This is a genomic window from Methylobacterium sp. J-090, assembly GCF_022829345.1.
Taxonomy (GTDB): domain Bacteria; phylum Pseudomonadota; class Alphaproteobacteria; order Rhizobiales; family Beijerinckiaceae; genus Methylobacterium.
Genome location: NZ_JAKSXV010000028.1, coordinates 89054 through 111331 on the forward strand (window position 1 = coordinate 89054; position 22278 = coordinate 111331).

A 22278-nucleotide genomic window follows, 5' to 3' on the forward strand; every position below is an offset into this window, starting at 1 on the left:
TCAGGCGACGGCCAGTTCCAGTCCGGCATCGGCGGCATCCGTCCCGAGCCAGAGGGTGACGGTGAGCTGGTGATCGGCCTCCGCCGCCGGGGGGGCGAGGTCGCGGGTGGTGACGGTGGCGAGCCCCGCATCGTTGAGCCAGCCCGTGACCTGCTCGGGCGCGAAGCCGAGGCGGCGATGGGCCTGGGTCTCGCGCAGGAACTCGAGGCTGTGCGGTGCGAAGTCGACCACGAGGAGGCGCCCACCCGGCGCCACCAGGCGGGCGGCCTCGCGCAGCGCCCGCGCCGGATCGTCGAGGTAGTGCAGCACCTGATGCACCAGCACGAGATCGAAGGTGCCCCGGCCGAAGGGTGGCGCGTGGATGTCGCCCTGGCGCAGGTCCACCCGCGACAGGCCGGCCCGCTCCAGATTGGCCCGGGCGACGGACAGCATGGCGTGGCTGGAATCGAGGCCCGTGGCGCGGGTGGCGCGGCCGGCGAGCAGCCCGAGCATCCGGCCGGTGCCCGTGCCGAGGTCAATGAGGTTGCGGATCGGCCGGTTGCCGAGCGCGTCGAGGACGGCCGCCTCGACGGTGGCCTCCGGCACGTGGAGGGAGCGCAGGTGGTCCCATTTCGGGGCGAGCCGGGCGAAGAAGGTCTGAGCGGCCTCGGCGCGCTGGGCGCGCACGGCCTCGCGCCGCGCCCGGTCCTCCGAGAGCGGCGGACTCCGCGCATCGAGACCGACGATGAGCGGATCGACGAGGCCGGCCCGGCCGTCGACGAGGCGGAAGAACGCCCACGCCCCCTCGCGGTGGCGCTCGACGAGGCCGGCCTCCACCAGGAGCTTGAGGTGGCGCGAGATGCGCGGCTGCGACTGGCCGAGGATGTCGGTCAGGTCGGAGACCGAAAGCTCGCCTTCCGCCAGCAGGGCGAGGATGCGTAGGCGCGTCTCCTCGGCCGCGGCGCGCAGCACGCCGAGGGCGTGCGCGAACGGCACCGATAGCTCTGCTGGGGAGGCCGCAATAGACATAAAGATATGTTTATGTGCAATTCGAGCCCCTGACAAGAGGGCTCGTTGCGGGACGCGAATTCAGACTCAGTCCGCACGCCCGTTCCAGAGCCACGCCGCGCCCCTGACGCCGGAGGCGTCGCCGTGCAGGCTCGGACGGATGGGAGTGTCGAAGCGGTCGGAGAATACATGGGGGGCTGTGAGGTCCGCGAGGCCCTCGAACAGTTCGGGCAGGCGCGAGAGGCCGCCGCCGATGACGATAGTGTCGGGATCGAGGATGTTGACCACGTGGGCGAGCGCCCGGCCGAGGCGATCGCGGTAGCGCACGAAGGTTTTCTCTGAGATCGCGTCGCCCATGCGCATCGCCGCCACGACGGCCTCGGCGGTGAGGGCGTTTCCGGTATGGCGAGCGTGGTCGGCGGCCAGCCCCGGCCCCGACAGCCAGGTTTCGATGCAGCCGGTTCGGCCGCAATAGCAGTCCGGACCCGGACGCTCGTCGTCCCGGGCCGCCGGCAGCGGATTGTGTCCCCACTCGCCGGCGATGCGGTCCCGGCCCGACAGGGCACGGCCGTCGAGGGCGATGCCGGAGCCGACGCCCGTGCCGAGGATGATCGCCCAGACCACGGAGGCGCCGGCCCCCGCCCCGTCGACGGCCTCGGACACGGCGAGACAGTTGGCGTCGTTCTCGATCCGCACGGGTCGGCCGAGGGCGTGGGCGAGGTCGTCGGCGAAGGGTCGGCCGTTGAGCCAGGTCGAATTGGCGTTCTTGACGAGGCCCGTGGCCGGCGCGATGGCGCCCGGCATGCCCACGCCGACGCTGCGGGCGGGTCCGGCGCGGGCTTCGAGGTTGGCGACGAGGGCGGCGATGGCCGCGAGGGTGCCGGCGTAATCCTCGCGCGGCGTGGCGACACGGGCATCCGCCCGCGTCGCCCCGGTTTCATCGAGGACGATCCCGGCGATCTTGGTGCCGCCGAGATCGATTCCGAGCCGCAAGGGTTTCGGTCAGCGGGCGGGCGCGGGGACGGGCGCCGAGGCCGCCGACGGCGTGGTGATCGGGTCCATATTGGGCGCGTGATCCGAGATGTCCGTGCCGATGGAGACGGGGTGTTCCATCACTTGGCGCAGCTTCTCCCGGTCGAGTTCGCCCTCCCAGCGGCTGACCACGACGGTGGCGACACCGTTGCCGATGAGGTTGGTGATGGCCCGGCATTCCGACATGAACTTGTCGACGCCGAGGATCAGCGTCATGGCGGCCACCGGCACCGGGTTGTTGGGGATGGCCGAGAGCGTCGCCGCCAGGGTGATGAAGCCGGCGCCGGTGACGCCGGAGGCGCCTTTCGAGGTCAGCATGGCGACGAGGATGATGGTGGCGTACTGGCCGAACGACAGGTCCGCCCCCACGGCCTGGGCGAGGAACAGGCTCGCCAGGGTCATGTAGATGTTGGTGCCGTCGAGGTTGAACGAGTAGCCCGTCGGGATCACGAGGCCGACCACGGAATCCGAGGCGCCGAGCCGGCGCATCTTCGTCATCATGTGCGGCAGCACCGTCTCGGAGGACGAGGTGCCGAGCACGATGAGGAGCTCGTCCTTGATGTAGGCGAGGAAGCGGAAGATCGAGAAGCCGGCGACGCGGGCGATGCCGCCGAGCACGACGACGACGAACAGGAACGCCGTGACGTAGAAGGTGCCCACCAGCCAGGCGAGGTCGACCACCTTGCCGATGCCGTACTGGCCGATGGTGAAGGCCATGGCGCCGAAGGCGCCGATGGGCGCCAGCTTCACCACGAGGCCGATGATGCGGAAGAAGATCTGCCCCATCGTGTCGATGGCGTGGGTGATGACCTCGCCGCGCTTGCCCATGCCGGTGACGACGACGCCGGTCAGGATCGAGATCAGCAGGACCTGGAGCAGATCGCCGGTGGCGAAGGCGTCGAAGAAGCTCTTCGGGATCAGCGCCATGATGTGGCCGGTCACCGAATCGTCGGCGGCCATCTTGGCGTACTTCTCCACCGACTTGCCGTCGAGCTTCGTCACGTCGGCGTTGAAGCCGGCGCCGGGCTTGACCACCTCGCCGACGAGGACGCCGATGAGGAGCGCGATGGTGGAGACCACCTCGAAGTAGACCAGGGCCTTCAGGCCGACGCGGCCGACCTTCTTCAGGTCGCCGATGGAGGCGATGCCGTGCACGATGGTGCAGAAGATGATCGGCGCGATCATCATCTTGATCAGGGCGATGAAGGCGTCACCGAGCCACTTGACCGACTTGCCCCATTCCGGATGCAGGTAGCCGAGGAGGATGCCGAGCGCGATGGCGATCAGCACCTGGATGTAGAGAACCTTGTACCAGGGTTCGGCCACCCGAGGGGCCTCGGCCGCCGTGCCGTGAGTCGTTGCCTGGGCCATGGTTCCCTCGCCCGTGCACCGGTTCCGCGCACGCTTTCGTGTTTCTTGCGTGCGAGGCTAGCGAAGTTGCGCGCACCACTCAATCGCGCAGGCGGGGATGAAAGTGACATTCTCGCACGTGCGACCGCGTCCCGGAGCGGGGCGCGGTCGCCTCTGGGCCGATCAGGTCTGGTTGCGGCGCGGGCGGACGGTCCAGCGCTCGAATTCGGCCCCGGCCTCCTCGGCCCGTGCCGGCTGGGCGGCCTCGCCCTCGGGCGGCAGGGGCTGCGGGTTGCCGAGCGCCTGCGACAGGCTCTCGATCACCTCGTCGATCCGGGCATCGTTCTGGCCGGTCTCCGGGGCCGCGGGCTCGGGTGCGGCCACCGGGGCGGGGGCCACGGCCTGCGGGGCGGGCTGGGCGGCGGTTCCGCCCCCGGCGACCCGGCGCAGGGCCTTCATCATGCCGTCCTCGTCCGCCGGCTTGGCGGCGGCACCCGCCGCGGCGCCGTAGCGGCCGAAGCCGAAGCGCGGCTCGACGAGGTCGAGCACCGCCTCCAGGGCGGAATTGCTCAGGGCGATCTCGCCCGGCTGAGGCGCGCCCTGAAGGGCGACGGCGTGGCGCTCGTAGGCCGCGTCCCCCGAGACCTCGGGGCCGAACCAGACCGGCACCGTGAAGCCGTTGGCGTCGCCGATCTCGTCGAAGGCCACGCTGACGAGGTCGAGGTTGCCCGGGGCGACGTAGCGGTCGATGCGGGCCTCGCGTCCGCCGCCCAGGGCGATGGCGGTGCGGTCGTACTGGGCCTTGCCGCTGCAAACGTCGAGCAGGGCGTCGCCATGGGCGCGCGGCACGTCCGTGCGCTCCTCGCTCGAGGCGCCGTCCTGGCCCGTGCTGACGAGGACGAGGTGGCATTGCTGACCGTCGACCCGGACATAGGAGACGCGTCCGGCCTGGGGCGCGAAGTAGCCTTCGGTGATCCGCGCGCCGCCACGCTCCTTGCGGATGAGGCGGACGAGGGAGGGGGCGACGAGGAACCGGCGAACGATGCTCATGCGGACTCTCCGGGGTCTGTTCGTCCCACGGTCGAGGCTCCGCCGGACTGACGTTCAAGGGCGCCTCGATCTTTCGAACGATGCGATGTGCGCAGCCCCCGTCACCGGATGCCGCGGTATTCGTGATAGAATTATCAGTTCGGGACTAAGCAAAACACCGCAGAAATCAAGACGGCACGCCGGATCGCCCCCGTGATCCACCGTTCCGTCCCCACACTTCGATGCCGCCTCGATCCTCGGCGCCCGGAGGTCTCGTGCCGATCGGCGCTCGACCCGACCTCCGGTCGGCGTCGGCGCATCCGGCGGATTCCATCGGGGATCACGCCTCCGGTTCGAACCGGAGCGAGATGCCGTTCATGCAGTAGCGCAGGCCGGTCGGGGCCGGGCCGTCGTCGAAGACGTGGCCGAGATGGCCCTTGCAGCGGGCGCAGTGCGCCTCCGTGCGGGTCATCCAGTGGCTGCGGTCGACCTGGGTCTCCACGGCGTCGGGGAACGGCGCGAAGAAGCTCGGCCAGCCGGTACCGGACTCGAACTTGGTGCCGTTCTCGAACAGCGGCGCGTCGCAGCCGGCGCAGTGGAACACGCCCGGACGCTTCTCGGCGTTGAGACAGCTCGTGCCGGCGCGCTCGGTGCCGTGCTGGCGCAGGACGCGGTACTGCTCGGGGGAAAGGATCTCGCGCCATTCGGCGTCGGTGCGGGTGTCGGCGGTCGGTGCGGTCATGATCTGCTCCATCGCGCGGGAAACGGTCGGCGTTCCTCCCCTAGATAGGGTCCCGACCCCGCCCCGTGGAGGCCGAACGACCGCACCGGTTCATCCGATGGCCGAATGACCCGGCGCTACGCCACCGCCCCGAGGGTGTCGGCCATCCGGGCCCGGCGCGCGCCCATGGGCAACGGGGCCCCGGTGGTGGTGTCGTGCGCCGTCTGATGCTCCATCTCGGCATTGATCTCGCCGCCGAGCAGCACGATGGTGGTGGAGATCCAGATCCAGGTCATGAAGCCGATGGCGGCGCCGAGCGACCCGTAGGTCTCGTTGTAGTTGCCGAAGCTCGACACGTACCAGGAGAACAGGATCGAGGCGACGAGCCACAGCACCCCCGCCACGGCGCCGCCGACGCCGACCCAGCGCCAGCGCGGCCGCTCGCGGCTCGGGCCGTAACGGTAGAGCAGCGACAGACCGCCGAGCACCACCGCGAGCATGGCCGGCCAGCGCAGCTGGGCCAGCAGCCAGGCGGTGTCGCTGAGGCCCACGAAGGTGAACACGAGGGGCAGCACGACGATGCTCGACAGGGCGAAGATCGTGAACAGCAGGGCGCCGATGGTGAAGGTGAGGGAGCGCAGGTTCAGCATCACGAACGACCGCTTCTCCTCCTCCTCGTAGACCACGTTGAGGGCATCGAACATCGCCTTCATGGCGGCGTTGGCGCTCCACAGGGAGATGACAAGGCTGGTGAAGAAGGTCAGCCCCAGGGATCCCCCACCCTTGGCGGCGATGCGCTTGACCTGATCGCCGATGATCTCGATGGCGCCCGACGGCAGCACGCCCTGCAGGCTCGCGAGATGGTCGTTGATGGACCCGACATCGGCGACGAGGCCGTAGCAGGAGACCAGGGCGGCGATGGCCGGGAACAGGGACAGGAGGGTGTAGAACGTGACCCCGGCGGCGACCGACAGCACCCGGTCCTTGTTGAACTCCAGATAGACGCGAAACAGGATGTCCTTCCAGCCGCTGGCGGTGATCTCCAGGGGCGTGCGGGCGGCGCGGCCACGCTCGGCCTGGGTGGCGGCGACGCGTTCGGCCGCACGGCCGGAATACGAGCGGGCGCCCCCTTCGGACGCACGGTCCGGCGACGGCGGCGACGGATCGGGGGCGTGCTTCCGGCGCGACGAGGCGGCCAGGGTGATCAGCGCGGCGCCGAGGGCGAGGCTCCACAGGACCGAGCCGGAGGTCTCTTGGGCGGGACGGGGTGGGGACGGCATCGACGGACCGAATTCGAGAAGAGCCGGTGGGCCGGATGCTCAACGTGAGCCGAGCTTGGCCGTTCCGCCCGCGGCGCGATTCCCGCGGTATCCAGGCAATCCTTCGCCCGACCCTTCGCGCCGTGCGAATGGCCGGTACAGGACATACGAATTGCAACAGGGACGTCGGGGATCGAGGCTCAATCGCAGACGAAGCCTCCGAACGGGAAGGAACACGTCATGCCGTGGAGTTCCGTCGAGTCCGGCCAGCGGCACGATGTCTGGCCGAAGCCCACTGCCTGGCTGGCCCTCAGCCTGCTCCTCCTCGCCGTCTCCATCGACCGGCACGCCAGCATCCGCTGGGAGACCGGCCCGCGCTGCGGCGAGGCCCGTCCGCTGACGCCCTCGACGGAGGCGGACGTGCGGGAGATGCTGAACCACGATTGATACCGGTCTTCATCCGATCGAAGCGGCAGAATGTACCGATCAATCCGCGCGGCGCCCGAGGGAGGCCCCGATCCGCATCGCGAGGCGATCCGACGGCGTTCGTGTGGAACGTCGCGGGCGCCTCAGGCCTTGCCGACCTGGTACAACCCCGCATGGGTCTCCCGCAGGACGTTCTTCTGGACCTTGCCCATGGCGTTGCGCGGCAGGTCCTCGACGAAGAGTACGCGCTTGGGGCACTTGTAGCGGGCGAGCCGCGCCTCGAGGGTGCGCAGAATCGCGGCCTCGTCGGGAGCGCCCTCGCGGGCGACCACCACGGCGGTGACCCCCTCGCCGAAATCGGCGTGCGGCACCCCGATCACCGCCGATTCGACCACGCCCGGAAGCGCATCGATCTCGTTCTCGACCTCCTTCGGATAGACGTTGTAGCCCCCGGTGATGATGAGGTCCTTGCCGCGCCCGACGATGTGGACGTAGCCGTCGGCGTCGATCTTGCCGAGGTCGCCGGTGATGAAGAACCCGTCGGCCTTGAACTCGGCCGCCGTCTTCTCCGGCATGCGCCAGTAGCCCCGGAACACGTTGGGGCCCTTGACCTCGATCATGCCGACGGCGTCGGTGCCGAGATGCGCACCCGTCTCGGGGTCCACCACCCGGACGGCGACACCCGGGAGCGCCGGCCCGACCGTGCCGGCCACCCGCGCGCCCGCGTAGGGGTTCGAGGTGTTCATGTTGGTCTCGGTCATGCCGTAGCGTTCGAGGATGGCGTGGCCCGTGCGGGCCTGCCAGTCGCGATGGGTCTCGGCGAGGAGCGGCGCCGAGCCGGAGACGAACAGACGGATGGTCTTCGCGATTGCCGCGTCGAGGCCCGGCTCTCTGAGAAGGCGGGTGTAGAAGGTCGGTACGCCCATCATGGCGGTGGCGCGCGGCATCAGGCCGAGCACCTGGCGCGCGTCGAACTTCGCCAGGAACAGCATCGTACCGCCCGTGGCCAGCACGGTGTTGGTCGCCACGAACAGGCCGTGGGTGTGGAACACCGGCAGCGCGTGGATGAGCACGTCGTCGGCCGTGAAGCGCCAGGACACGGCCAGCGTCCGGGCGTTCGAGGCGAGGTTCTCGTGGGTCAGCATGGCGCCCTTGGAGCGCCCGGTGGTGCCGGACGTGTAGAGGATGGCGGCAAGATCGTCGGGGCCGCGCGCCACGTCGGAAAAGTCGCCCGCCGCCGCATCCGCCGCCTCGACGAGGCTGCCGCGCCCGGACGCATCGAGGGTGTGGAAAGCCGCCACGCCGGCCCCCTGGGCCACCGGCTCAAGGGCCTCGCGCTTGCCCGGATCGCAGACGAACACGGCCGGCTCGGAATCGCCGAGGAAGTAGGCGACCTCGTGGGCGGTGTAGGCGGTGTTCAGCGGCAGGAACACCGCCCCGGCCCGGACGGTGCCGAGGTACAGGAACAGGAACTCGGGGCTCTTCTCGGCCTGCACCGCCACCCGGTCGCCGGGCCTCACCCCCAATCCGACCAGGGCCGCCGCGTAGGCGCCCGACCGTGCCATGAGGTCGGCATAGGTGAACCGCGCGCCCTCCCCCGTCTCGACGAAGATTTTCGTGGTCGGATCGGCGGCCAGGTTGGCGCGGACGAGGTCGAACAGGTGATTGGACATGCGGGCTTCAGATGACTTTCGGGCGGGTTGTCCTACCGGATTCGATGAGCCCGGCTCATCGAATCCGGTCCACGCGACGGCGTGGGCGGCGGTCGTCCGCCGACCCCCATGGGGCATGACCCATGGGGCAGACGATCATGCGTCGGCCAGGGCCACCGCGCGGGCGGGCGGCAGGTTGTTGCGCAACTCGCGGCTCACCGCGCCGGAGGCCGCGACGGTGCCGAGGTTGGCGAAGGTCTCGTGGTTCTTCTCGATGGCCGAGAGATCGTAGAGGTAGTTGACCATCAGCCCGCGCGACTGGGCCAGACCTTTCGGCGAAACGTCCCCGAGGAAGTTCAGGCGCTCCAGGCGGGCGCCGTTGCCGAGGTGGAACCGGGCGACGGGATCCAGTGGCTTGCCGCGCTCGTTCTTCGCGCGGAGGAAATAGGCAGCGGCCGCCGGGATCATGGCCTTGCGCACGGCCTCGGCCTTGGCCTTGTCGGCGTGCCAGTCCGGCTCGTCGATGACGCGGAGCGCCTCGATATCCTCGCGGGTGAGCCCCTGGGGGGCGTCGGCGCGGCGCTCGCGGTCGAGCCAGGTCGCGAAGCCCGGCACCGGCGAGAGGGTGACGAAGGTCTTGAGGCTCGGGATCTCGCGGGCCAGATCCTCCACCACCTGCTTGATGAGGAAGTTGCCGAAGGTCACGCCGGCCAAGCCCTTCTGGCAGTTCGAGATGGAGTAGAAGATCGCCGTGGTGGCCGTGCGCGGCGCCAGGAGTTCGCGCTCGTGGGCGAGGATCGGCGCGATGGCCGGCGCGATGGCGGCGGTGAGCGCCACCTCGACGAAGATCAGCGGCTCGTCGACGAGGGCCGGGTGGAAGAAGGCGAAGCAGCGCCGGTCCCTCGGTTCGATGCGGCGGCGCAGGTCGTCCCAGTCGGCGATGGCGTGCACCGCCTCGTAGCGGATGATCTTTTCCAGGATATGGGCCGGCGTGGTCCAGTCGATGTGGCGCAGCACGAGGAAGCCGCGGTTGAACCACGAGGCGAACAGGTGCTCGAAATCCCTGTCGAGGCTGTCGGCGGCATCGACGAGGTCGGGGTCGGCCTCCTCCTCGCGCAAGGCACGGCGCAGGCCGAACAGGTCCTCGCGCATGCGCACCAGCGCGAGGGTCCCGTCCCGGGCGAGGTTGAGGCGCCGGATCAGTTCCTGGCTGCGCGGCTCGGCCGCCTCGTGCAGGACCCCCAAAGCCGCCCGGGTCGGGTCGGCGCGATAGGCCGCGATGGCCTCGTCCACGGCGGCGTGGTCGGCGGCGAACTCGGTGGCGACCATGCGCAGGAAGCTCGCCCGCTCGGGCCGGGCGAGGCTGGCGTAGCGGTCGAGGATGAGGCGGGCGAGGGCGACGCCGGAAGCCTCGCCGCGCCGGGAGATGAGATCCTCGCAGAGCTTGACCAGCTCCCCCGCGTTGGCGCGGGCGGCCAGATCCCCACGTCCGAACCCGATGAGGTCGCGGCCCCGGTCGCTGATGGTCTGCAGCAGATCGCCGAAGAAAGAGATCGCCGCCATGGAAGCCGCCTGTCCCCGTACCGACACCCGAACCGGGCGGGCCCGTCCCGCGTAGCCGCGCACGGCTCGGCGGACAATCTATGACGGCCGGCCGCGAAGGACCAGAGACCTAAGCCAGAGAGCTGGGCAAGACTCTCGGACAAGGCTCCGGGGAGAGGACGTCACCGGGGGAGGATGCGAAGCTCAGTGCGCGCCGCCACAGACGACGACCTCGGCCCGGTCCGCCCGCTCGCGCCAATCCTCGACCCCGTGCTGGCGCGCGAAGCGCAACTCGGCCGCGCGCAGGGCCCGCATGGGATCCCGGGCCCGGACGATGTCCACCGAGCCGACGGTGAACGGCACGCCGAGGATCTGCTTGGCGAAATCGATGCGATAGTTCGACATTCCAGGCTCCGTCGTCAGGACCGGCCGGGCATCCCGGGGCAAGGGACGCGAGACGCCGACCTCCGGTTGTGATCAGACCGCAAATCCCGGCGTTTTCCAAGGGCTTGTCTCGAGTTGTGAAACCCTCGCTCGCCGGATCGTGCACGCCGCCCCTCGCAAAAAGATGGGATTGGACGTCCCATGGCGGAATGCGCCTGCGGCGACGCGTCCGGCCGGCTCGGCCCGCGGGCCTTGCGGGCGCGGCGCGCCAGGCTCTACTCCCCCGTCCCCTCCTGAGATCGGAAAGCACCCGGCCATGACAGCGATGCTCGACTTCCGCCCGGCGGCACGGCGCGCGGCATGAGCGGGGCGGCACCGGCGGCGGATCACGGCTTCACCCTCAAGGCGCGCCTCGGCCTCACCCTCATCGCCGGCGGCGCGGTGGCCAACATCTACTACAACCAGCCCCTGCTGGCCCTGCTGGTGGCGGAGTTCGGCGACCGCGCGGCCGTGCTCGTGCCGACGGCCTCCCTCGTCGGCTACGGCCTCGGCATCCTCTGCCTCGTCCCCCTCGGCGACAGCCTGCCCCGGCGCGGCCTCATCCTGGCGCAGATGCTCGGCCTCGCGGTCGCCCTCCTGGCGGCGGCGCTCAGCCCGAGCCTCGGCCTGCTGGCAGCCGCGAGCCTCGCCATCGGCTTCCTCGCCTCGGCCGCCCAGCAGGCGGTGCCCTTCGCCGCCGAGCTCGCCCCCGACGCCACGCGGGGCCGCATGGTCGGACAGGTGATGACCGGGCTCCTCAGCGGCATCCTGCTCGCCCGGACGGCGAGCGGGTTCGTCGGCGCGCAGTACGGCTGGCGCGCGGTGTTCTTCGCCGCCAGCGCCGTGGCGCTGATCATCGCCGGCGTCGCCGCCGCGACCCTGCCGCGCACGGCCCAGACCCGGCCCCTGCGCTACCGCGCCCTGATGGTGTCGATCCTCCACCTCGTGCGGACCCAGCCGGCGCTTCGCCGCTCAAGCCTGTGCCAGGGACTGCTGTTCGCGAGCTTCAACGCCTTCTGGACGACGCTCGCCCTCCTGGTGGAGGCGCCGCCCTTCGACCTGACGGCGGCGGGCGCCGGCCTGTTCGGCGTCATCGGCGTGGTCGGCGCCCTTATCGCCCCGGTCTCGGGCCGCTACACCGACCGGCGCGGCGCGCGGCCCGTGGTGGTGGCCGGCGCCCTGTTCGTGGTCGCGGCCTTCGTGGTCCTCTGGGCCGGCGGCGCCGTCTCCCTTCTAGCCGTGGGTCTCGGCGTGCTCCTCATCGACATCGGCCTCAACGGCGCGCTCATCGCCAACCAGACCCGGGTCTACGCCCTGGTCCCGGGCGCGCGCGGGCGGGTCAACACGGTGCTGTTCACGGTGATGTTCGTCTTCGGGGCGCTGGGGGCGTTCGCCGGCAGCCAAGCCTTCCTCATGGCCGGCTGGCCCGGCGTCTGCGCCGTCGGCCTCGTCCTCTCGGGCACCGGCCTTCTCGTGGCGATGCTCGAACGCGGGACGCCGAAGGCTATTTGAGGACCCGCGAGAGCCGGCACCATTCGGTCTTGTCCGCCGGCAGGCCGAAGCGCAGGCGCTGCGGTGCTGCGACGAAGCGCCGGACGTAGATCCCGGCTTCGCCCAGGCGCGCGAACAGGCCCGGCCCGTCCGAAAAGTCGGCCGTGCGGAACAGGCAGGTGCCGCCGACCACCCGGCCGCCGGCCCGGGCGATCATCCGGTCGAGGCGCCCCGCATCGGCACCGCGCTCAATGGCGGCGGTCCGGCGCCATTCGGTATCGGCGAGGGCCGCGCGGCCGATGGACAGCGCCGGCCCCGACACCGCCCAGGGGCCGAGCGCCTCGGCGATCCGAACCGCGAGAGCGGGTTCGGTCAGGGCAAAGCCGAGGCGGAGTCCGGCGAGCCCGTAGGTCTTGCCGAAGGAGCGCAGGACCACGAGGCCCGGCCGCAGATGGGGACCGAGGGTCTCGACGGCCTCCAGATCGGCAAAGGCCTCGTCCACCACCAGAAGGCCGCCGCGGGCGGCCAGCCGTTCGGCGCAGGCGAGGAGCGTGGCGGCGGGCCAGCTCCGCCCGTCCGGGTTGTTGGGGTTGACCACCACCACCACGTCTACGTCCGCGTCGAGGTCCGTTACGGCGGCGACGCTGTGCCCGGCCCGGCCCCAGGCGGCCGCGTGCTCGGCATAGGTCGGCCCGACCACGGCGACGCGGGCGAGGGGCCACAGGCGCGGCAGGGTCTCGATGAGGAGCTGCGTGCCGGGCGCCGCCACGATGCCGGCCGGATCGGCGACGCCGTAGGCCCGCGCCGCCGCCGCGTTCAGGGCAGTGAGATCGGAGGCCGACGGCAGACGCCGGAACGCGCTGGCCTCCAGGAGCGGACACGGGTAGGGCACCGGATTGATCCCCGTCGAGAGATCGACCCAAGGGGCGGCCGCATCCGGGAACAGGGCGCGCGCCGCGTCGAGATCGCCGCCATGCGCGATGGGGGCAGGCCCGCTCACCGAAACCACATGCCCTGGATCGCCCTCACCCATCCGCCCGACACGCTCGTGATCCTGCTGCTCGCGCTGACCGTCGAGGCGGCAGCCGGCTATCCGGACCGGATCTACAGGGCCCTCGGCCACCCTGTCACCTGGATCGGCGCCCTCATCGGCCGGCTCGACGGGGGCCTGAACCGGAGCGGCCCGGCCCGCCGCCGGGCCATGGGCGTGCTTGCAACCCTGACGCTTCTCACCGTGGTGGCGGCCGTCGCCCTCGGGCTGACGGCGTGCGCGTCCCTACTCGGCCCATGGGGTAGTCTCGCCATCCTCGGCCTCCTGTGCGCCAGCCTGCCGGCCCAGCGCAGCCTGCACGACCACGTCGCCCGGGTGGCGTCCGACCTGCGGAACGACGGATTAGCGGGCGGGCGCGTCGCCGTGTCGATGATCGTCGGGCGCGATCCAGACTCCCTGGACGAGGCCGGCATCTGCCGGGCGGCCATCGAGAGCCTGGCCGAAAACTTCTCCGACGGGATCGTGGCGCCGGCATTCTGGATCGGCGTCGGCGGCCTGCCGGGCGGCGCCCTCTACAAGGCGATCAATACCGCCGACAGCATGATCGGCCACCGCACCCCGCGCCACGAAGCCTATGGCTGGGCCGCCGCCCGCCTCGACGACCTCGTGAACCTCCCGGCCTCGCGGCTGGCCGGCGGCCTCATCGTCGCGGCGGCCCTGTTCCACCGCGGCGCTTCACCGGGCGCGGCATGGCGGGCCCTCCTGCGCGATGCCGAACGGCACCGCTCGCCCAATGCCGGCTGGCCCGAGGCCGCCATGGCGGGAGCCCTCGGCCTGCGGCTCGCTGGCCCGCGCGTCTACGGCGCGACCCGGGTCGAGGATGCCTGGATGGGCGATGGCCGGCCTGAGGCGGGACCGGCCGACGTGGAACGGGCGCTCGCCCTCTACCGCACCGCCTGCCTCCTGCTGTTCGGCCTTGCCGCCCTGATCCTCGCCCTCCTCACGGTTGCGCTGCTATGAGCGCGACAATGCCGCCCGTCCCCCGGAGCCCCGCCATGATCCGCCGTTCCCTCCTCGCCGCCGCATCGGGACTGGCGCTTTTCTCGCCGGCCCGGGCGCAGGTTCTGCATCCCGTGGACAAACCCTATACCGTCGGCGAGGGGCTGGCGGGCGAGATCACGAAGAAGAAGACCAAGCCGGCCGAGGACATCTCCGGGATCGCCTGCGCGCCGGCCGGGGCCGGGCCGCGCACCTGCCTCGTGGTGGACGACGAAGCCACGGGCGCGCAGTTCGTCACCCTCGACGGGACGACGCTGAATCCGGGCGCCGTCGTCGACATCGCCGGCCGCAAGCCGCCCATTGCCGCCCTCGGCGCGCCCCCGGCCACGGGCGACTGCACCCTCGGCCAGGGCGCCTACAAGGAAATGGACGGCGAGGCCGTGGCCTATGCCGCGCCCGACTTCTACGTGACCGGCTCCCATGGCTGCAGCCGGCGGGGGCGCGAGTTCAAGCTCTCCACCGCGATCCTCGCCCGCCTACGCCCCAATGCCACCGGCATGGGCGCGCGCGTGGAGACCACCTACCGCCTCGGCGATGCCCTCCGGACCGCCGACACGGTCGGTCCCTATTTCCTGAAGGATCTCGAGCCGCGCGAGGGCGGCAAGCCGCTTGCCGGCCTCAACGTCGAGGGCCTCGCGGTGATCGGCGACACCCTCTACGCGGGCCTGCGCGCGCCCGTCATCGACGGCAGGGCCTTCCTCGTCTCCGTGCCCGTCGCCCCCCTGTTCGCCCCCGGCGACGGGCCGCTTGGCGTCAAGCCCGTGACGATTCCCCTCGACCTCGGGCCTGAGGCCGGCATCCGCGATCTCACGGCCCTGCCCGACGGGCGCCTCCTCGTGCTCTCGGGCCCGACCCGCAACGGGTTGTCCGTGCCCTACGGCCTGTTCCTCGCCGAGCTGCCCTCGGGCAAGGTGACGTCGCTCGGCACCCTCGCGCCGCTTGATGGCGACGAGGTCAGGGGCAAACCCGAGGGCCTCGTGCGCCTCGGCCCCGGCCGGGTGCTCGTGGTATTCGACAGCGTGCTCAACGGGGGCCCGCGCGAATACGCGGTGGCGATTCCGTAGGCGGCGGCCTCAGCGCGCCGCCACGGACGGGCCGGGCACCGATTCCGGGCGAGGGCCCGATGGCACGCTCCGCCGCGCGGCGTCGCGGCGCAGTGCCGAGAGCACCACGAACATCAGGCTCGCCCCGAGCGCCAGGCAGGCGGCCAGGAAGTACATCGGTGCGAGGTCGCTGCCGGTGCGGTCGCGGATGAGCGGCACGGTATTCTGCGCGATGAAGCCGCCGAGGTTGCCCACCGAGTTGATGGCTGCGATCCCGGCGGCCGCGCTCGCCCCCTTGAGGAAGGTCGCCGGCAGGGACCAGAACACCGGCTGGGCCGAGAACATCCCGGCGGCCGCGACGCACAGGCAGGCGAATTTCAGCGCCGCCCCCGGCAGCACGACGCTGAGCACGAGGGCCGCCGCCGCCACGAGCCCCGGCACCACCACGTGCCAGACCTGATCGCCGGAGCGGGCCGCGCGGCGGGGCACCCACCATAGGGCGAAGGCGGTGACCACCCACGGGATGATGTTGATGACGCCGTTGAGGGTGTTCGAGACCTGAAAGCTGCGCACCACCGTCGGCAGCCAGTAGCTCAGGCCGTAGGCGGCGAGCGGAAACGCGATGTAGACCGACGCCAGCATCCAGACCCGCCGGTCGAGAAGAGCGGCGAACGGGTTGCCGTGCTCCACCTGCCCCCCGGCCTCGCGCTCGAAGGCGAGGGTGCGGGCGAGCCAGTCGCGGCCCTCGCGGGAGAGCCAGGGCGCCTGCTCCGGCCCGTCCGGCAGGATGCGCAGGACCACGACGGCGAGGGCCAGGGCGGGCAAGCCGGTGGCGACGAACACCCATTGCCAGCCCTTGAGGCCAAGGAGCCCGTCGAGGTCGAGGAGCGCGCCGCCGATGGCCGCGCCCACGGCGTTGGCGACCGCGCTCGCGATCATGAACCAGCCGATCATCCGGGCGCGGTGGGATTGCGGGAACCACAGGGTCAGGGCGAACAGCACGCCCGGAAAGAAGCCGGCCTCGGCCACCCCGAGGAGGAAGCGCAGGGCGTAGAACATCGCCGTGTTCTGGGTGAAGCCCAGCAGAATCGTGATCAGCCCCCAGGTGAGCATGATCCGGGCGAACCAGCGCCGGGCCCCCACCCGCTCCATGATCACGTTGGAGGGCACCTCGAACAGGAAGTAGCCGAGGAAGAACAGCGACGCCCCGAGGCCGTAGGCGCTCTCGCTCAGGCCGAGATCGCCGACCATCTGGAGCTTGGCGTAGGAGATGTTCTGCCGGTCGATATAGGCGATGAGGTACATCAGCCCGAGCAGCGGCATCAGCCGGAGCGTGACCGTGCGGACCGTGTCGTGCGCCAGGCGCGCATCGACCTGCGGGGGCGGCGGCGTCATCGGGCGTATCCTCGCGTGCCCGTTCTGACCGGGCTTCGATCCCGAGCCTACGACGGTCAGGCGCTACAACGCCAGGGTGAACAGGCGGTCGCAATCTACGTGGGTTTCGAGATGATCGGCGAGCGCATCGAGCACCGTCTCGATCCCCGCCTCGTAGGCCTCGCCGCCGGCCACGGCGCCGAGGCGTCCGAGCCACGCGCCCCGCTGGGCATCGTCGGCGAACAGGCCGTGGACGTAGGTGCCGGCAACCCGCCCGTCGGCCGAGAGCGCCCCATCCCGGCGCCCATCGGCGAACCGGATCAAAGGGCGCGCGGCGTCGGGGCCGTGGGTGTCGCCCACATGCATCTCGTAGCCGGCGAACGGGACGCCATCGGGGAGCGTGGTGCCGGTGACGGCCTGCAGGCGCTTGACCGGTGTCATCACCGTCTCGACGTCGAGGAGGCCGAGGCCCGGCACCGTGCGGGGCGTGCCCTCGATCCCGTGCGGGTCGGCGAGGGTCCGCCCGAGCATCTGGTAGCCGCCGCAGAGCCCCAGCACCCGGCCGCCGCGTCGGACATGGGCGTGGAGATCGACGTCCCAGCCCTGATCCCGAAAGACGTCGAGGTCCGCAATGGTGGTCTTTGAGCCCGGCAGGAGCACGAGGTCGCAGACGGGGATCGGCTCGCCCGGCCGCACCAGGACCACGGACACGTTCGGCTCACCCCGCAGGGGATCGAGGTCGTCGAAATTGGCGATGCGCGGCAGGACCGGCACGGCCACCACCTTGCGTCCGATTTCCCCAGCCTCGGAGCCGGCAAGTCCCAAAACATCCTCGGCCGGCAGGCGGGCGGCCTGCGGAAAATGCGGGATCAGGCCGAGGCTCGGCCAGCCCGTGTGCGCCGCGATGAGAGCCATCCCATCGGAGAACAGGCTCGGGTCGCCGCGAAAGCGGTTGACGAGGAAGCCCCGGATCATCGCCGCGTCGTCGGGATCGATCACCGCTTTCGTCCCGACGAGGCTGGCGATGACCCCGCCCCGGTCGATGTCGCCGAGCAGGATCACCGGCGTGTTCGAGGCGCGGGCGAATCCCATGTTGGCGATGTCGCCGGCCCGCAGGTTGACCTCGGATGCCGAGCCCGCACCCTCGACGACGACGAGATCGGCCTGGGCCTTCAGGTGCGAAAAGCTCTCCAGCACGGCGGCGAGGAGGCGCGGCTTCCAGCCCTGGTAGTCGCGGGCCGTGGCCTGGCCGACCATGCGGCCCTGCACCACGATCTGGCTGCCGGTCTCGCTCTGGGGCTTGAGGAGCACCGGGTTCATGTGGACGGAGGGCGCCACCCCGGCCGCCCGCGCCTGGAGCGCCTGCGCCCGGCCGATCTCGCCGCCCTCGGCCGTCACGGCGGCGTTGTTCGACATGTTCTGCGGCTTGAACGGGCGCACCGTCAGCCCGCGCCGGACGAAGGCCCGGCACAGGCCGGCGACGACGAGGGACTTGCCGACATCCGAGCCCGTGCCCTGGATCATGATGGCGCGGGTCATCGGAGGGTCCTGCGACTGGGGGGCGAGGCTCCGTCGGATCGCGGACGTATCCGGATCAACGCCGAAGAGACTGGGTCGCCTTTTGCTGCTGATCGAGGACACTGGCAATCAAGGCGTCGCATTCCGGCTTCGGGCCCCGGCACAGGGCCCGCAACTGGACGACGACCTTGCCATCCTCCTGGACGACCTTGCGGCAGATGTAGGCGGGAAACCGGCCTCCGCTCGGCTTGGCGAAGGTCCACAGGATCATGTTGGCCGGATCGTCCACGGCGACGAAACTTGGGTTGTCCAGGATCACGCGACCGCCGGCCTTCGCCTGGATGTCCCGCACCATCTGCTCGATGGACACGACCTCGTGGCCGCACAGGGCTTCCGCGCTTGCAGGCACCGGCATCGCCAGGGGACCCGCGAGAAGCGGCATGAGAACCGTCCTGAGGCGCATCGCTTCAACTCCGAATTGCACCGGAACGATTACGCAACGTCCCCGGCGCGGGATCAAGCGGAAAGCGTTGACGCCAGCGGCTTGTGCCTAGAACTCGATCCCCTCCTGCGCCTTCACCCCGGCGGCGAAATGGTGCTTCACGGCTGTCATCTCGGTCACGAGGTCGGCGGCCTCGATGAGGGCCGGCTTGGCGTTGCGGCCCGTGACGATGACGTGGAGGTCCGGCCGGCGCGCCCGGAACGCCGCCACCACGTCGGCGAGGGGCAGGTAGTCGTAGCGGAGCGCGATGTTGAGCTCGTCCAGCACCACGAGGCGGATGGTCGGGTCGGCCATGAGGTCGAGGGCTTTCGCCCAGGCGTGCTCGGCCGCCGCGATGTCGCGGGCCTTGTCCTGGGTCTCCCAGGTGAAGCCCTCGCCCAGGGTGTGCCAGTCGATCCGATCGCCGAAGGCTTTCAGCGCGTGCTTCTCGCCCGTGTCCCAGGCGCCCTTGATGAACTGCACCACGCCGACGCGCCAGCCGTGGCCCAGCGCCCGCAGCATCAGCCCGAGGGCCGCCGTGGTCTTGCCCTTGCCGGGGCCGGTGTTGACGATGAGGAGGCCCTTCTCGATGGTCTTCTCCGCCACCTCGGCATCCTGCACGGCTTTCCGCTTCTCCATCTTTTCGCGGTGGCGGTCGGCTTCGGTCATGGGGTCGCTCCGGGTTGGGGTTTCACGATCATCGGCAGGCCCGCCACCATGAACACGACGCGGTCGGCCTGGGCCGCCAAGCGCTGGTGCAGGCGGCCCGCCGCATCGCGGAACCGGCGGGCCAGCGCGTTGTCCGGCACGATGCCGAGGCCGACCTCATTGCCGACCAGCACCACCGGTCCCGGCGCCCCGGCGCAGGCGGCGAGGAGCGCTCCGCTGGCAGCCTCGACATCGGCCTCCGCCAGGATGAGGTTGGTGAGCCAGAGGGTGAGGCAATCGACCAGCACCGGGCCCCGCGAGGCCGCCACGGCCTCGGGCAGAGCCATCGGCACGTCCCGCGTGATCCAGTCGGCCGAGCGCCGGTCGCGATGGAGGGCGATGCGGTCGCGCATCTCGTCGTCCCAGGCCTGGGCGGTGGCGAGGTACAGCCACGGCGCCGGGCAGGCCTCGATCAGGCCCTCGGCATGGACGCTCTTGCCCGAGCGCGCACCGCCGAGAACCAGGGTGGTGTGGGGCGAGGGCTGGCGCATGGCGCATCCTTAGCCCGAAACGCGGTTCTGTGGTCAAAGGGGTTCGAAACGGCGCGACGGCGCGTTGTCAGGCCTCGCGCGACCGCGTAGAAGCTGAAGATCGGACGGTGCCCCGGCGACGGGGTGAAAAGGGAACGCGGTGAGGGGCGAGCGCCTTGAAACCGCGGCTGCCCCCGCAACTGTGAGCGGCGACGGGCCTGCCATCGGCCACTGGAGCGATCCGGGAAGGCGGCAGGACCGGATAACCCGCGAGCCAGGAGACCTGCCGTCCGACACCGGGGACCTTTACGTCCTCACCTTCGACCACGGCCGCCGGCGGGGCGGCCAGGAGATCAACCAATGTCGACCAACACCCTCGCTCTCGCCGGCACCCGCACCAACGAGCGCCTCGGCGCCGTGCTCGTCGCTGCGTTCCTCGGCCTCGGCCTCGTGTTCATGGCGGGCTTCGCCCCGGCGATGGCGCTCCACAATGCGGCGCACGACTTCCGCCACACTCAGAATTTCCCCTGCCACTGAGCGTCTAGCGCCAGGGTAGACACCCCATGATCATCCGGCTCGTGTCGGCGGCTCTCGTCGCCGGCTTCCTCGCGGCTGTGGTCGCGACGGGCCTGCAGCTCGCGCTCACCTCGCCGCTCATCATCGCGGCCGAGCGCTACGAGACGCAGGCTTCCCTCTCCGCGCCCACTTTCGTGTCCCTCGTCGTGCGTGTGCACGGCGGACACGACCACGGCGCGAAGGACCCGGCCGTCTCCGGCGGCGAAACCGCCTCCGAGTGGCAGCCCGGCCCCGGCCTGCCCCGCATGGTGTTCACCGCGCTCGCCACCCTCGTCGGCGGCGTCGGCTACGCCCTGCTGCTCGGCGCGGTCCTCCTCGCCGTCGGCCGCGAACCGACCCCCGAGACCGGCCTGCGCTTCGCCGTTGCCGGCTTCCTCGCGGTCGCCCTCGCACCCGCCCTCGGCCTGCCGCCGGAACTGCCGGGGATGGAGGCGGCGCCGCTGGCCGACCGCCAGTTCTGGTGGGTGATGACCGCCACCGCCACGGCCATGGGGCTCTATCTCATCGCCATCCGGCGCGCGCCGATCTCCATCGCGGGCGGCCTCGTGCTCCTCGTGGCGCCGCATCTGGCCGGCGCGCCGGAGACGAGCCACGCCGCCTCCGCCCTGCCGGCGGGCTACGCGGCGCAGTTCGCCGCGCGCTCGCTCGGGATCGCCTTCGTGTTCTGGGCGGTGATCGGGCTGGCCTATGGCTGGGCCTGGAGCCTGTTCGGGCGCAGGACGGTGGTGCATGCCTGAGGACGTCACCCTCTACGTTTGCACCGCCTGCCGCGCGGCCGGCGATGCGACCGAGCCCCGCGCCGGCGCCCGCCTCCTGAGCGCCCTGCGCGACGCGGTCGCCGAGCACGGCCAGCCCGGCCTGCGCATCGAGGGCGTCGAGTGCCTCTCCGTGTGCAAGCGGCCCTGCACGGTCGCCGTCGCCTCGCAAGGGCGCTGGACCTACGTCTACGGCGACCTCGACGCCACCGAATCGGCCCGCACCATCCTCGAGGGCGTCGGCCTCTACGGTGAGACGCCGGACGGCATCGTGCCGTGGAAGGCGCGGCCCCAGGAATTCCGCAAGGGCGTCGTCGCCCGCATCCCGCCGCTTACGACACCGGACGCCGCCACATGAGCCTCGTGGACAAGATCCCCTGCACCATCGTCACCGGCTTCCTCGGGGCCGGCAAGACCACCCTCGTGCGCCACCTCGTCGAGAACGCGAACGGCCGGCGGCTGGCCATCATCGTCAACGAGTTCGGCGATATCGGCTTCGACGGCTCCTTCCTCGCCGCCTGCGGCATCGAGGGCTGCCAGGACGAGGACATCGTCGAACTCGCCAACGGCTGCATCTGCTGCACCGTCGCCGACGACTTCGTCCCCGCCCTCAACAAGCTTCTCGACCGGGCCGACCCGCCGACCCACATCCTCATCGAGACCTCGGGCCTCGCCCTGCCGAAACCCCTCGTGCAGGCGTTCCAGTGGCCGGCGATCCGCTCGCGGGTGACGGTGGACGGCGTCATCGCGGTCATCGACGGCCCGGCCGTGGCGGCGGGCTTCTTCGCCGACGATCCGGCGGCTTCCGCCGCCCAGCGCGCCGAGGACGCAAACGTCGATCACGACAATCCCCTCGAAGAGGTGTTCGAGGACCAGATCCTCTGCGCCGACCTCGTGGTGATGAACAAGGCCGACCTCCTCGATGCCGCCGGCCGCGAGAAGGTCCGCGCCGAGGTGCAGGCCCACCTGCCCCGCGCCGTGAAGATGGTGGAGGCCGAGCACGGCCGCCTCGACCCGCGCGTCGTCCTCGGCCTCGGCGCCGCCGCCGAGGACGACCTCGACGCCCGCCCTTCCCACCACGGCGAGGGTGAGGACCACGATCACGACGATTTCGACTCCGTTGCGCTCCCCGTTGCCACCGCCGCCACGGCCGAGGACCTGGCGATCCGCGTGGCCCGGGCCGCCGAGACCCCCGGCGTCCTGCGCATCAAGGGCTTCGCCGAAGTCACCGGCAAGCCCATGCGCCTCGTGGTCCAGGGTGTCGGCGCCCGTATCGCGCACCATTACGACCGGCCCTGGAAGGGCACGGAAGCCCGCGACGGCCGCCTCGTGGTGATCGGCCTCAAGGGCTTCGACCAGGGCGCGGTCGCCGCCGCCCTGGCGGGATGAGC

At 71.1% G+C, this 22278-nt stretch carries 23 protein-coding genes and 1 riboswitch; of the genes, 8 read left to right on the plus strand and 15 right to left on the minus strand.

What is annotated here, in order from left to right; genetic code table 11:
• The 6 genes from MKK49_RS04005 to MKK49_RS04030 form a co-directional block, all read right to left on the minus strand.
• Positions 1-1008 carry an ArsR/SmtB family transcription factor gene (locus tag MKK49_RS04005; protein ID WP_244026765.1) on the minus strand — a complete coding sequence of 336 codons (1008 nt, stop codon included), beginning with the start codon at positions 1006-1008 and terminating at the stop codon, positions 1-3.
• Positions 1009-1074: 66 nt separating this feature from the next.
• Positions 1075-1980, minus strand: coding sequence for an ROK family protein (locus MKK49_RS04010; protein ID WP_244026766.1), 906 nt, complete (start codon positions 1978-1980; stop codon positions 1075-1077).
• A 9-nt stretch (positions 1981-1989) separates the two neighbouring features.
• Positions 1990-3390: a dicarboxylate/amino acid:cation symporter gene (locus MKK49_RS04015; protein WP_244026767.1), complete on the minus strand. Its 1401-nt coding sequence runs from the start codon at positions 3388-3390 to the stop codon at positions 1990-1992.
• 162 nt (positions 3391-3552) lie between these two features.
• Positions 3553-4419, minus strand: a complete 867-nt coding sequence (locus MKK49_RS04020) for a hypothetical protein (RefSeq protein WP_244026768.1) — start codon at positions 4417-4419, stop codon at positions 3553-3555.
• A 319-nt stretch (positions 4420-4738) separates the two neighbouring features.
• Positions 4739-5152: a peptide-methionine (R)-S-oxide reductase MsrB gene (gene msrB / locus MKK49_RS04025; protein WP_244026769.1), complete on the minus strand. Its 414-nt coding sequence runs from the start codon at positions 5150-5152 to the stop codon at positions 4739-4741.
• 104 nt (positions 5153-5256) lie between these two features.
• On the minus strand, positions 5257-6399 hold the full coding sequence (locus MKK49_RS04030) for a YihY/virulence factor BrkB family protein (protein ID WP_244026770.1): 1143 nt from the start codon (positions 6397-6399) through the stop codon (positions 5257-5259).
• Between the two features lie 219 nt (positions 6400-6618).
• Between MKK49_RS04030 and MKK49_RS04035 the strand changes: the two genes are divergently transcribed.
• Positions 6619-6825 carry a hypothetical protein gene (locus MKK49_RS04035; protein WP_244026771.1) on the plus strand — a complete coding sequence of 69 codons (207 nt, stop codon included), beginning with the start codon at positions 6619-6621 and terminating at the stop codon, positions 6823-6825.
• A 122-nt stretch (positions 6826-6947) separates the two neighbouring features.
• Here MKK49_RS04035 and MKK49_RS04040 read toward each other — a convergent pair whose 3' ends face one another.
• From MKK49_RS04040 to MKK49_RS04050, 3 genes are all read right to left on the minus strand, one after another.
• Complete coding sequence (locus tag MKK49_RS04040; protein ID WP_244026772.1) at positions 6948-8477, minus strand: malonate--CoA ligase; 1530 nt, start codon at positions 8475-8477, stop codon at positions 6948-6950.
• Positions 8478-8612: 135 nt separating this feature from the next.
• Entirely contained in the window at positions 8613-10019 is a 1407-nt protein-coding gene (locus MKK49_RS04045) for a malonyl-CoA decarboxylase (protein WP_244026773.1), read from the minus strand.
• A 183-nt stretch (positions 10020-10202) separates the two neighbouring features.
• Positions 10203-10403: a hypothetical protein gene (locus MKK49_RS04050; RefSeq protein ID WP_244026774.1), complete on the minus strand. Its 201-nt coding sequence runs from the start codon at positions 10401-10403 to the stop codon at positions 10203-10205.
• A 339-nt stretch (positions 10404-10742) separates the two neighbouring features.
• Here MKK49_RS04050 and MKK49_RS04055 point away from each other — a divergent pair, with 339 nt between their 5' ends.
• Positions 10743-11933 carry an MFS transporter gene (locus tag MKK49_RS04055; RefSeq protein ID WP_244026775.1) on the plus strand — a complete coding sequence of 397 codons (1191 nt, stop codon included), beginning with the start codon at positions 10743-10745 and terminating at the stop codon, positions 11931-11933.
• Here the strand turns inward: MKK49_RS04055 and cobD are convergent.
• Positions 11926-12945: a threonine-phosphate decarboxylase CobD gene (gene cobD, locus MKK49_RS04060; RefSeq protein WP_409565015.1), complete on the minus strand. Its 1020-nt coding sequence runs from the start codon at positions 12943-12945 to the stop codon at positions 11926-11928. The two genes, MKK49_RS04055 and cobD, sit on opposite strands and share 8 nt — an antisense overlap.
• Here cobD and cbiB point away from each other — a divergent pair.
• Both cbiB and MKK49_RS04070 read left to right on the plus strand, forming a co-directional pair.
• Positions 12922-13923, plus strand: a complete 1002-nt coding sequence (gene cbiB / locus MKK49_RS04065; protein WP_244026777.1) for an adenosylcobinamide-phosphate synthase CbiB — start codon at positions 12922-12924, stop codon at positions 13921-13923. The two genes, cobD and cbiB, sit on opposite strands and share 24 nt — an antisense overlap.
• 35 nt (positions 13924-13958) lie before the next feature.
• Positions 13959-15026 (plus strand): DUF3616 domain-containing protein, encoded by a 1068-nt coding sequence (locus tag MKK49_RS04070; protein ID WP_244026778.1) that lies wholly within the window; start codon positions 13959-13961, stop codon positions 15024-15026.
• Positions 15027-15035: 9 nt separating this feature from the next.
• On the opposite strand, the gene MKK49_RS04075 is transcribed toward MKK49_RS04070, so the two are convergent.
• The 5 genes from MKK49_RS04075 to cobU form a co-directional block, all read right to left on the minus strand.
• Positions 15036-16400: an MFS transporter gene (locus MKK49_RS04075; RefSeq protein WP_244026779.1), complete on the minus strand. Its 1365-nt coding sequence runs from the start codon at positions 16398-16400 to the stop codon at positions 15036-15038.
• A 63-nt stretch (positions 16401-16463) separates the two neighbouring features.
• Positions 16464-17918 (minus strand): cobyric acid synthase, encoded by a 1455-nt coding sequence (locus tag MKK49_RS04080; protein ID WP_244026780.1) that lies wholly within the window; start codon positions 17916-17918, stop codon positions 16464-16466.
• A 55-nt stretch (positions 17919-17973) separates the two neighbouring features.
• On the minus strand, positions 17974-18339 hold the full coding sequence (locus MKK49_RS04085) for a hypothetical protein (protein ID WP_244026781.1): 366 nt from the start codon (positions 18337-18339) through the stop codon (positions 17974-17976).
• 108 nt (positions 18340-18447) lie between these two features.
• Positions 18448-19047, minus strand: a complete 600-nt coding sequence (gene cobO / locus MKK49_RS04090) for a cob(I)yrinic acid a,c-diamide adenosyltransferase (RefSeq protein WP_244026782.1) — start codon at positions 19045-19047, stop codon at positions 18448-18450.
• On the minus strand, positions 19044-19577 hold the full coding sequence (gene cobU, locus MKK49_RS04095) for a bifunctional adenosylcobinamide kinase/adenosylcobinamide-phosphate guanylyltransferase (RefSeq protein ID WP_244026783.1): 534 nt from the start codon (positions 19575-19577) through the stop codon (positions 19044-19046). The genes cobO and cobU overlap by 4 nt, the downstream gene beginning before the upstream one ends.
• 88 nt (positions 19578-19665) lie before the next feature.
• Positions 19666-19862, plus strand: a riboswitch (cobalamin riboswitch).
• A gap of 54 nt (positions 19863-19916) precedes the next feature.
• On the opposite strand from cobU, the gene MKK49_RS04100 reads away from it, so the two are divergent.
• From MKK49_RS04100 to cobW, 4 genes are read left to right on the plus strand one after another with little or no spacing between them, the layout of a single operon-like run.
• Positions 19917-20093 (plus strand): CbtB-domain containing protein, encoded by a 177-nt coding sequence (locus MKK49_RS04100; protein WP_244026784.1) that lies wholly within the window; start codon positions 19917-19919, stop codon positions 20091-20093.
• A gap of 26 nt (positions 20094-20119) precedes the next feature.
• Positions 20120-20869: a CbtA family protein gene (locus MKK49_RS04105; RefSeq protein WP_244026785.1), complete on the plus strand. Its 750-nt coding sequence runs from the start codon at positions 20120-20122 to the stop codon at positions 20867-20869.
• Positions 20862-21245: a DUF1636 family protein gene (locus MKK49_RS04110; RefSeq protein ID WP_244026786.1), complete on the plus strand. Its 384-nt coding sequence runs from the start codon at positions 20862-20864 to the stop codon at positions 21243-21245. Before MKK49_RS04105 ends, MKK49_RS04110 begins: the two co-directional genes overlap by 8 nt.
• Positions 21242-22276, plus strand: coding sequence for a cobalamin biosynthesis protein CobW (cobW, locus tag MKK49_RS04115; protein WP_244026787.1), 1035 nt, complete (start codon positions 21242-21244; stop codon positions 22274-22276). Before MKK49_RS04110 ends, cobW begins: the two co-directional genes overlap by 4 nt.
• Positions 22277-22278: the final 2 nt, after the last annotated feature.

Excerpts from the sequence above, each read along its gene's own strand:
- MKK49_RS04005 (WP_244026765.1), bottom strand. The coding sequence starts at position 1,008 with ATGTCTATTGCGGCCTCCCCAGCAGAGCTATCGGTGCCGTTCGCGCAC.
- MKK49_RS04015 (WP_244026767.1), bottom strand. The coding sequence starts at position 3,390 with ATGGCCCAGGCAACGACTCACGGCACGGCGGCCGAGGCCCCTCGGGTG.
- MKK49_RS04020 (WP_244026768.1), bottom strand. The coding sequence starts at position 4,419 with ATGAGCATCGTTCGCCGGTTCCTCGTCGCCCCCTCCCTCGTCCGCCTC.
- msrB (WP_244026769.1), bottom strand. The coding sequence starts at position 5,152 with ATGGAGCAGATCATGACCGCACCGACCGCCGACACCCGCACCGACGCC.
- MKK49_RS04030 (WP_244026770.1), bottom strand. The coding sequence starts at position 6,399 with ATGCCGTCCCCACCCCGTCCCGCCCAAGAGACCTCCGGCTCGGTCCTG.
- MKK49_RS04035 (WP_244026771.1), top strand. The coding sequence starts at position 6,619 with ATGCCGTGGAGTTCCGTCGAGTCCGGCCAGCGGCACGATGTCTGGCCG.
- MKK49_RS04040 (WP_244026772.1), bottom strand. The coding sequence starts at position 8,477 with ATGTCCAATCACCTGTTCGACCTCGTCCGCGCCAACCTGGCCGCCGAT.
- MKK49_RS04045 (WP_244026773.1), bottom strand. The coding sequence starts at position 10,019 with ATGGCGGCGATCTCTTTCTTCGGCGATCTGCTGCAGACCATCAGCGAC.
- MKK49_RS04050 (WP_244026774.1), bottom strand. The coding sequence starts at position 10,403 with ATGTCGAACTATCGCATCGATTTCGCCAAGCAGATCCTCGGCGTGCCG.
- MKK49_RS04055 (WP_244026775.1), top strand. The coding sequence starts at position 10,743 with ATGAGCGGGGCGGCACCGGCGGCGGATCACGGCTTCACCCTCAAGGCG.
- cbiB (WP_244026777.1), top strand. The coding sequence starts at position 12,922 with ATGCCCTGGATCGCCCTCACCCATCCGCCCGACACGCTCGTGATCCTG.
- cobD (WP_409565015.1), bottom strand. The coding sequence starts at position 12,945 with ATGGGTGAGGGCGATCCAGGGCATGTGGTTTCGGTGAGCGGGCCTGCC.
- MKK49_RS04070 (WP_244026778.1), top strand. The coding sequence starts at position 13,959 with ATGATCCGCCGTTCCCTCCTCGCCGCCGCATCGGGACTGGCGCTTTTC.
- MKK49_RS04075 (WP_244026779.1), bottom strand. The coding sequence starts at position 16,400 with ATGACGCCGCCGCCCCCGCAGGTCGATGCGCGCCTGGCGCACGACACG.
- MKK49_RS04080 (WP_244026780.1), bottom strand. The coding sequence starts at position 17,918 with ATGACCCGCGCCATCATGATCCAGGGCACGGGCTCGGATGTCGGCAAG.
- MKK49_RS04085 (WP_244026781.1), bottom strand. The coding sequence starts at position 18,339 with ATGCCGCTTCTCGCGGGTCCCCTGGCGATGCCGGTGCCTGCAAGCGCG.
- cobO (WP_244026782.1), bottom strand. The coding sequence starts at position 19,047 with ATGACCGAAGCCGACCGCCACCGCGAAAAGATGGAGAAGCGGAAAGCC.
- cobU (WP_244026783.1), bottom strand. The coding sequence starts at position 19,577 with ATGCGCCAGCCCTCGCCCCACACCACCCTGGTTCTCGGCGGTGCGCGC.
- MKK49_RS04100 (WP_244026784.1), top strand. The coding sequence starts at position 19,917 with ATGTCGACCAACACCCTCGCTCTCGCCGGCACCCGCACCAACGAGCGC.
- MKK49_RS04105 (WP_244026785.1), top strand. The coding sequence starts at position 20,120 with ATGATCATCCGGCTCGTGTCGGCGGCTCTCGTCGCCGGCTTCCTCGCG.
- MKK49_RS04110 (WP_244026786.1), top strand. The coding sequence starts at position 20,862 with ATGCCTGAGGACGTCACCCTCTACGTTTGCACCGCCTGCCGCGCGGCC.
- cobW (WP_244026787.1), top strand. The coding sequence starts at position 21,242 with ATGAGCCTCGTGGACAAGATCCCCTGCACCATCGTCACCGGCTTCCTC.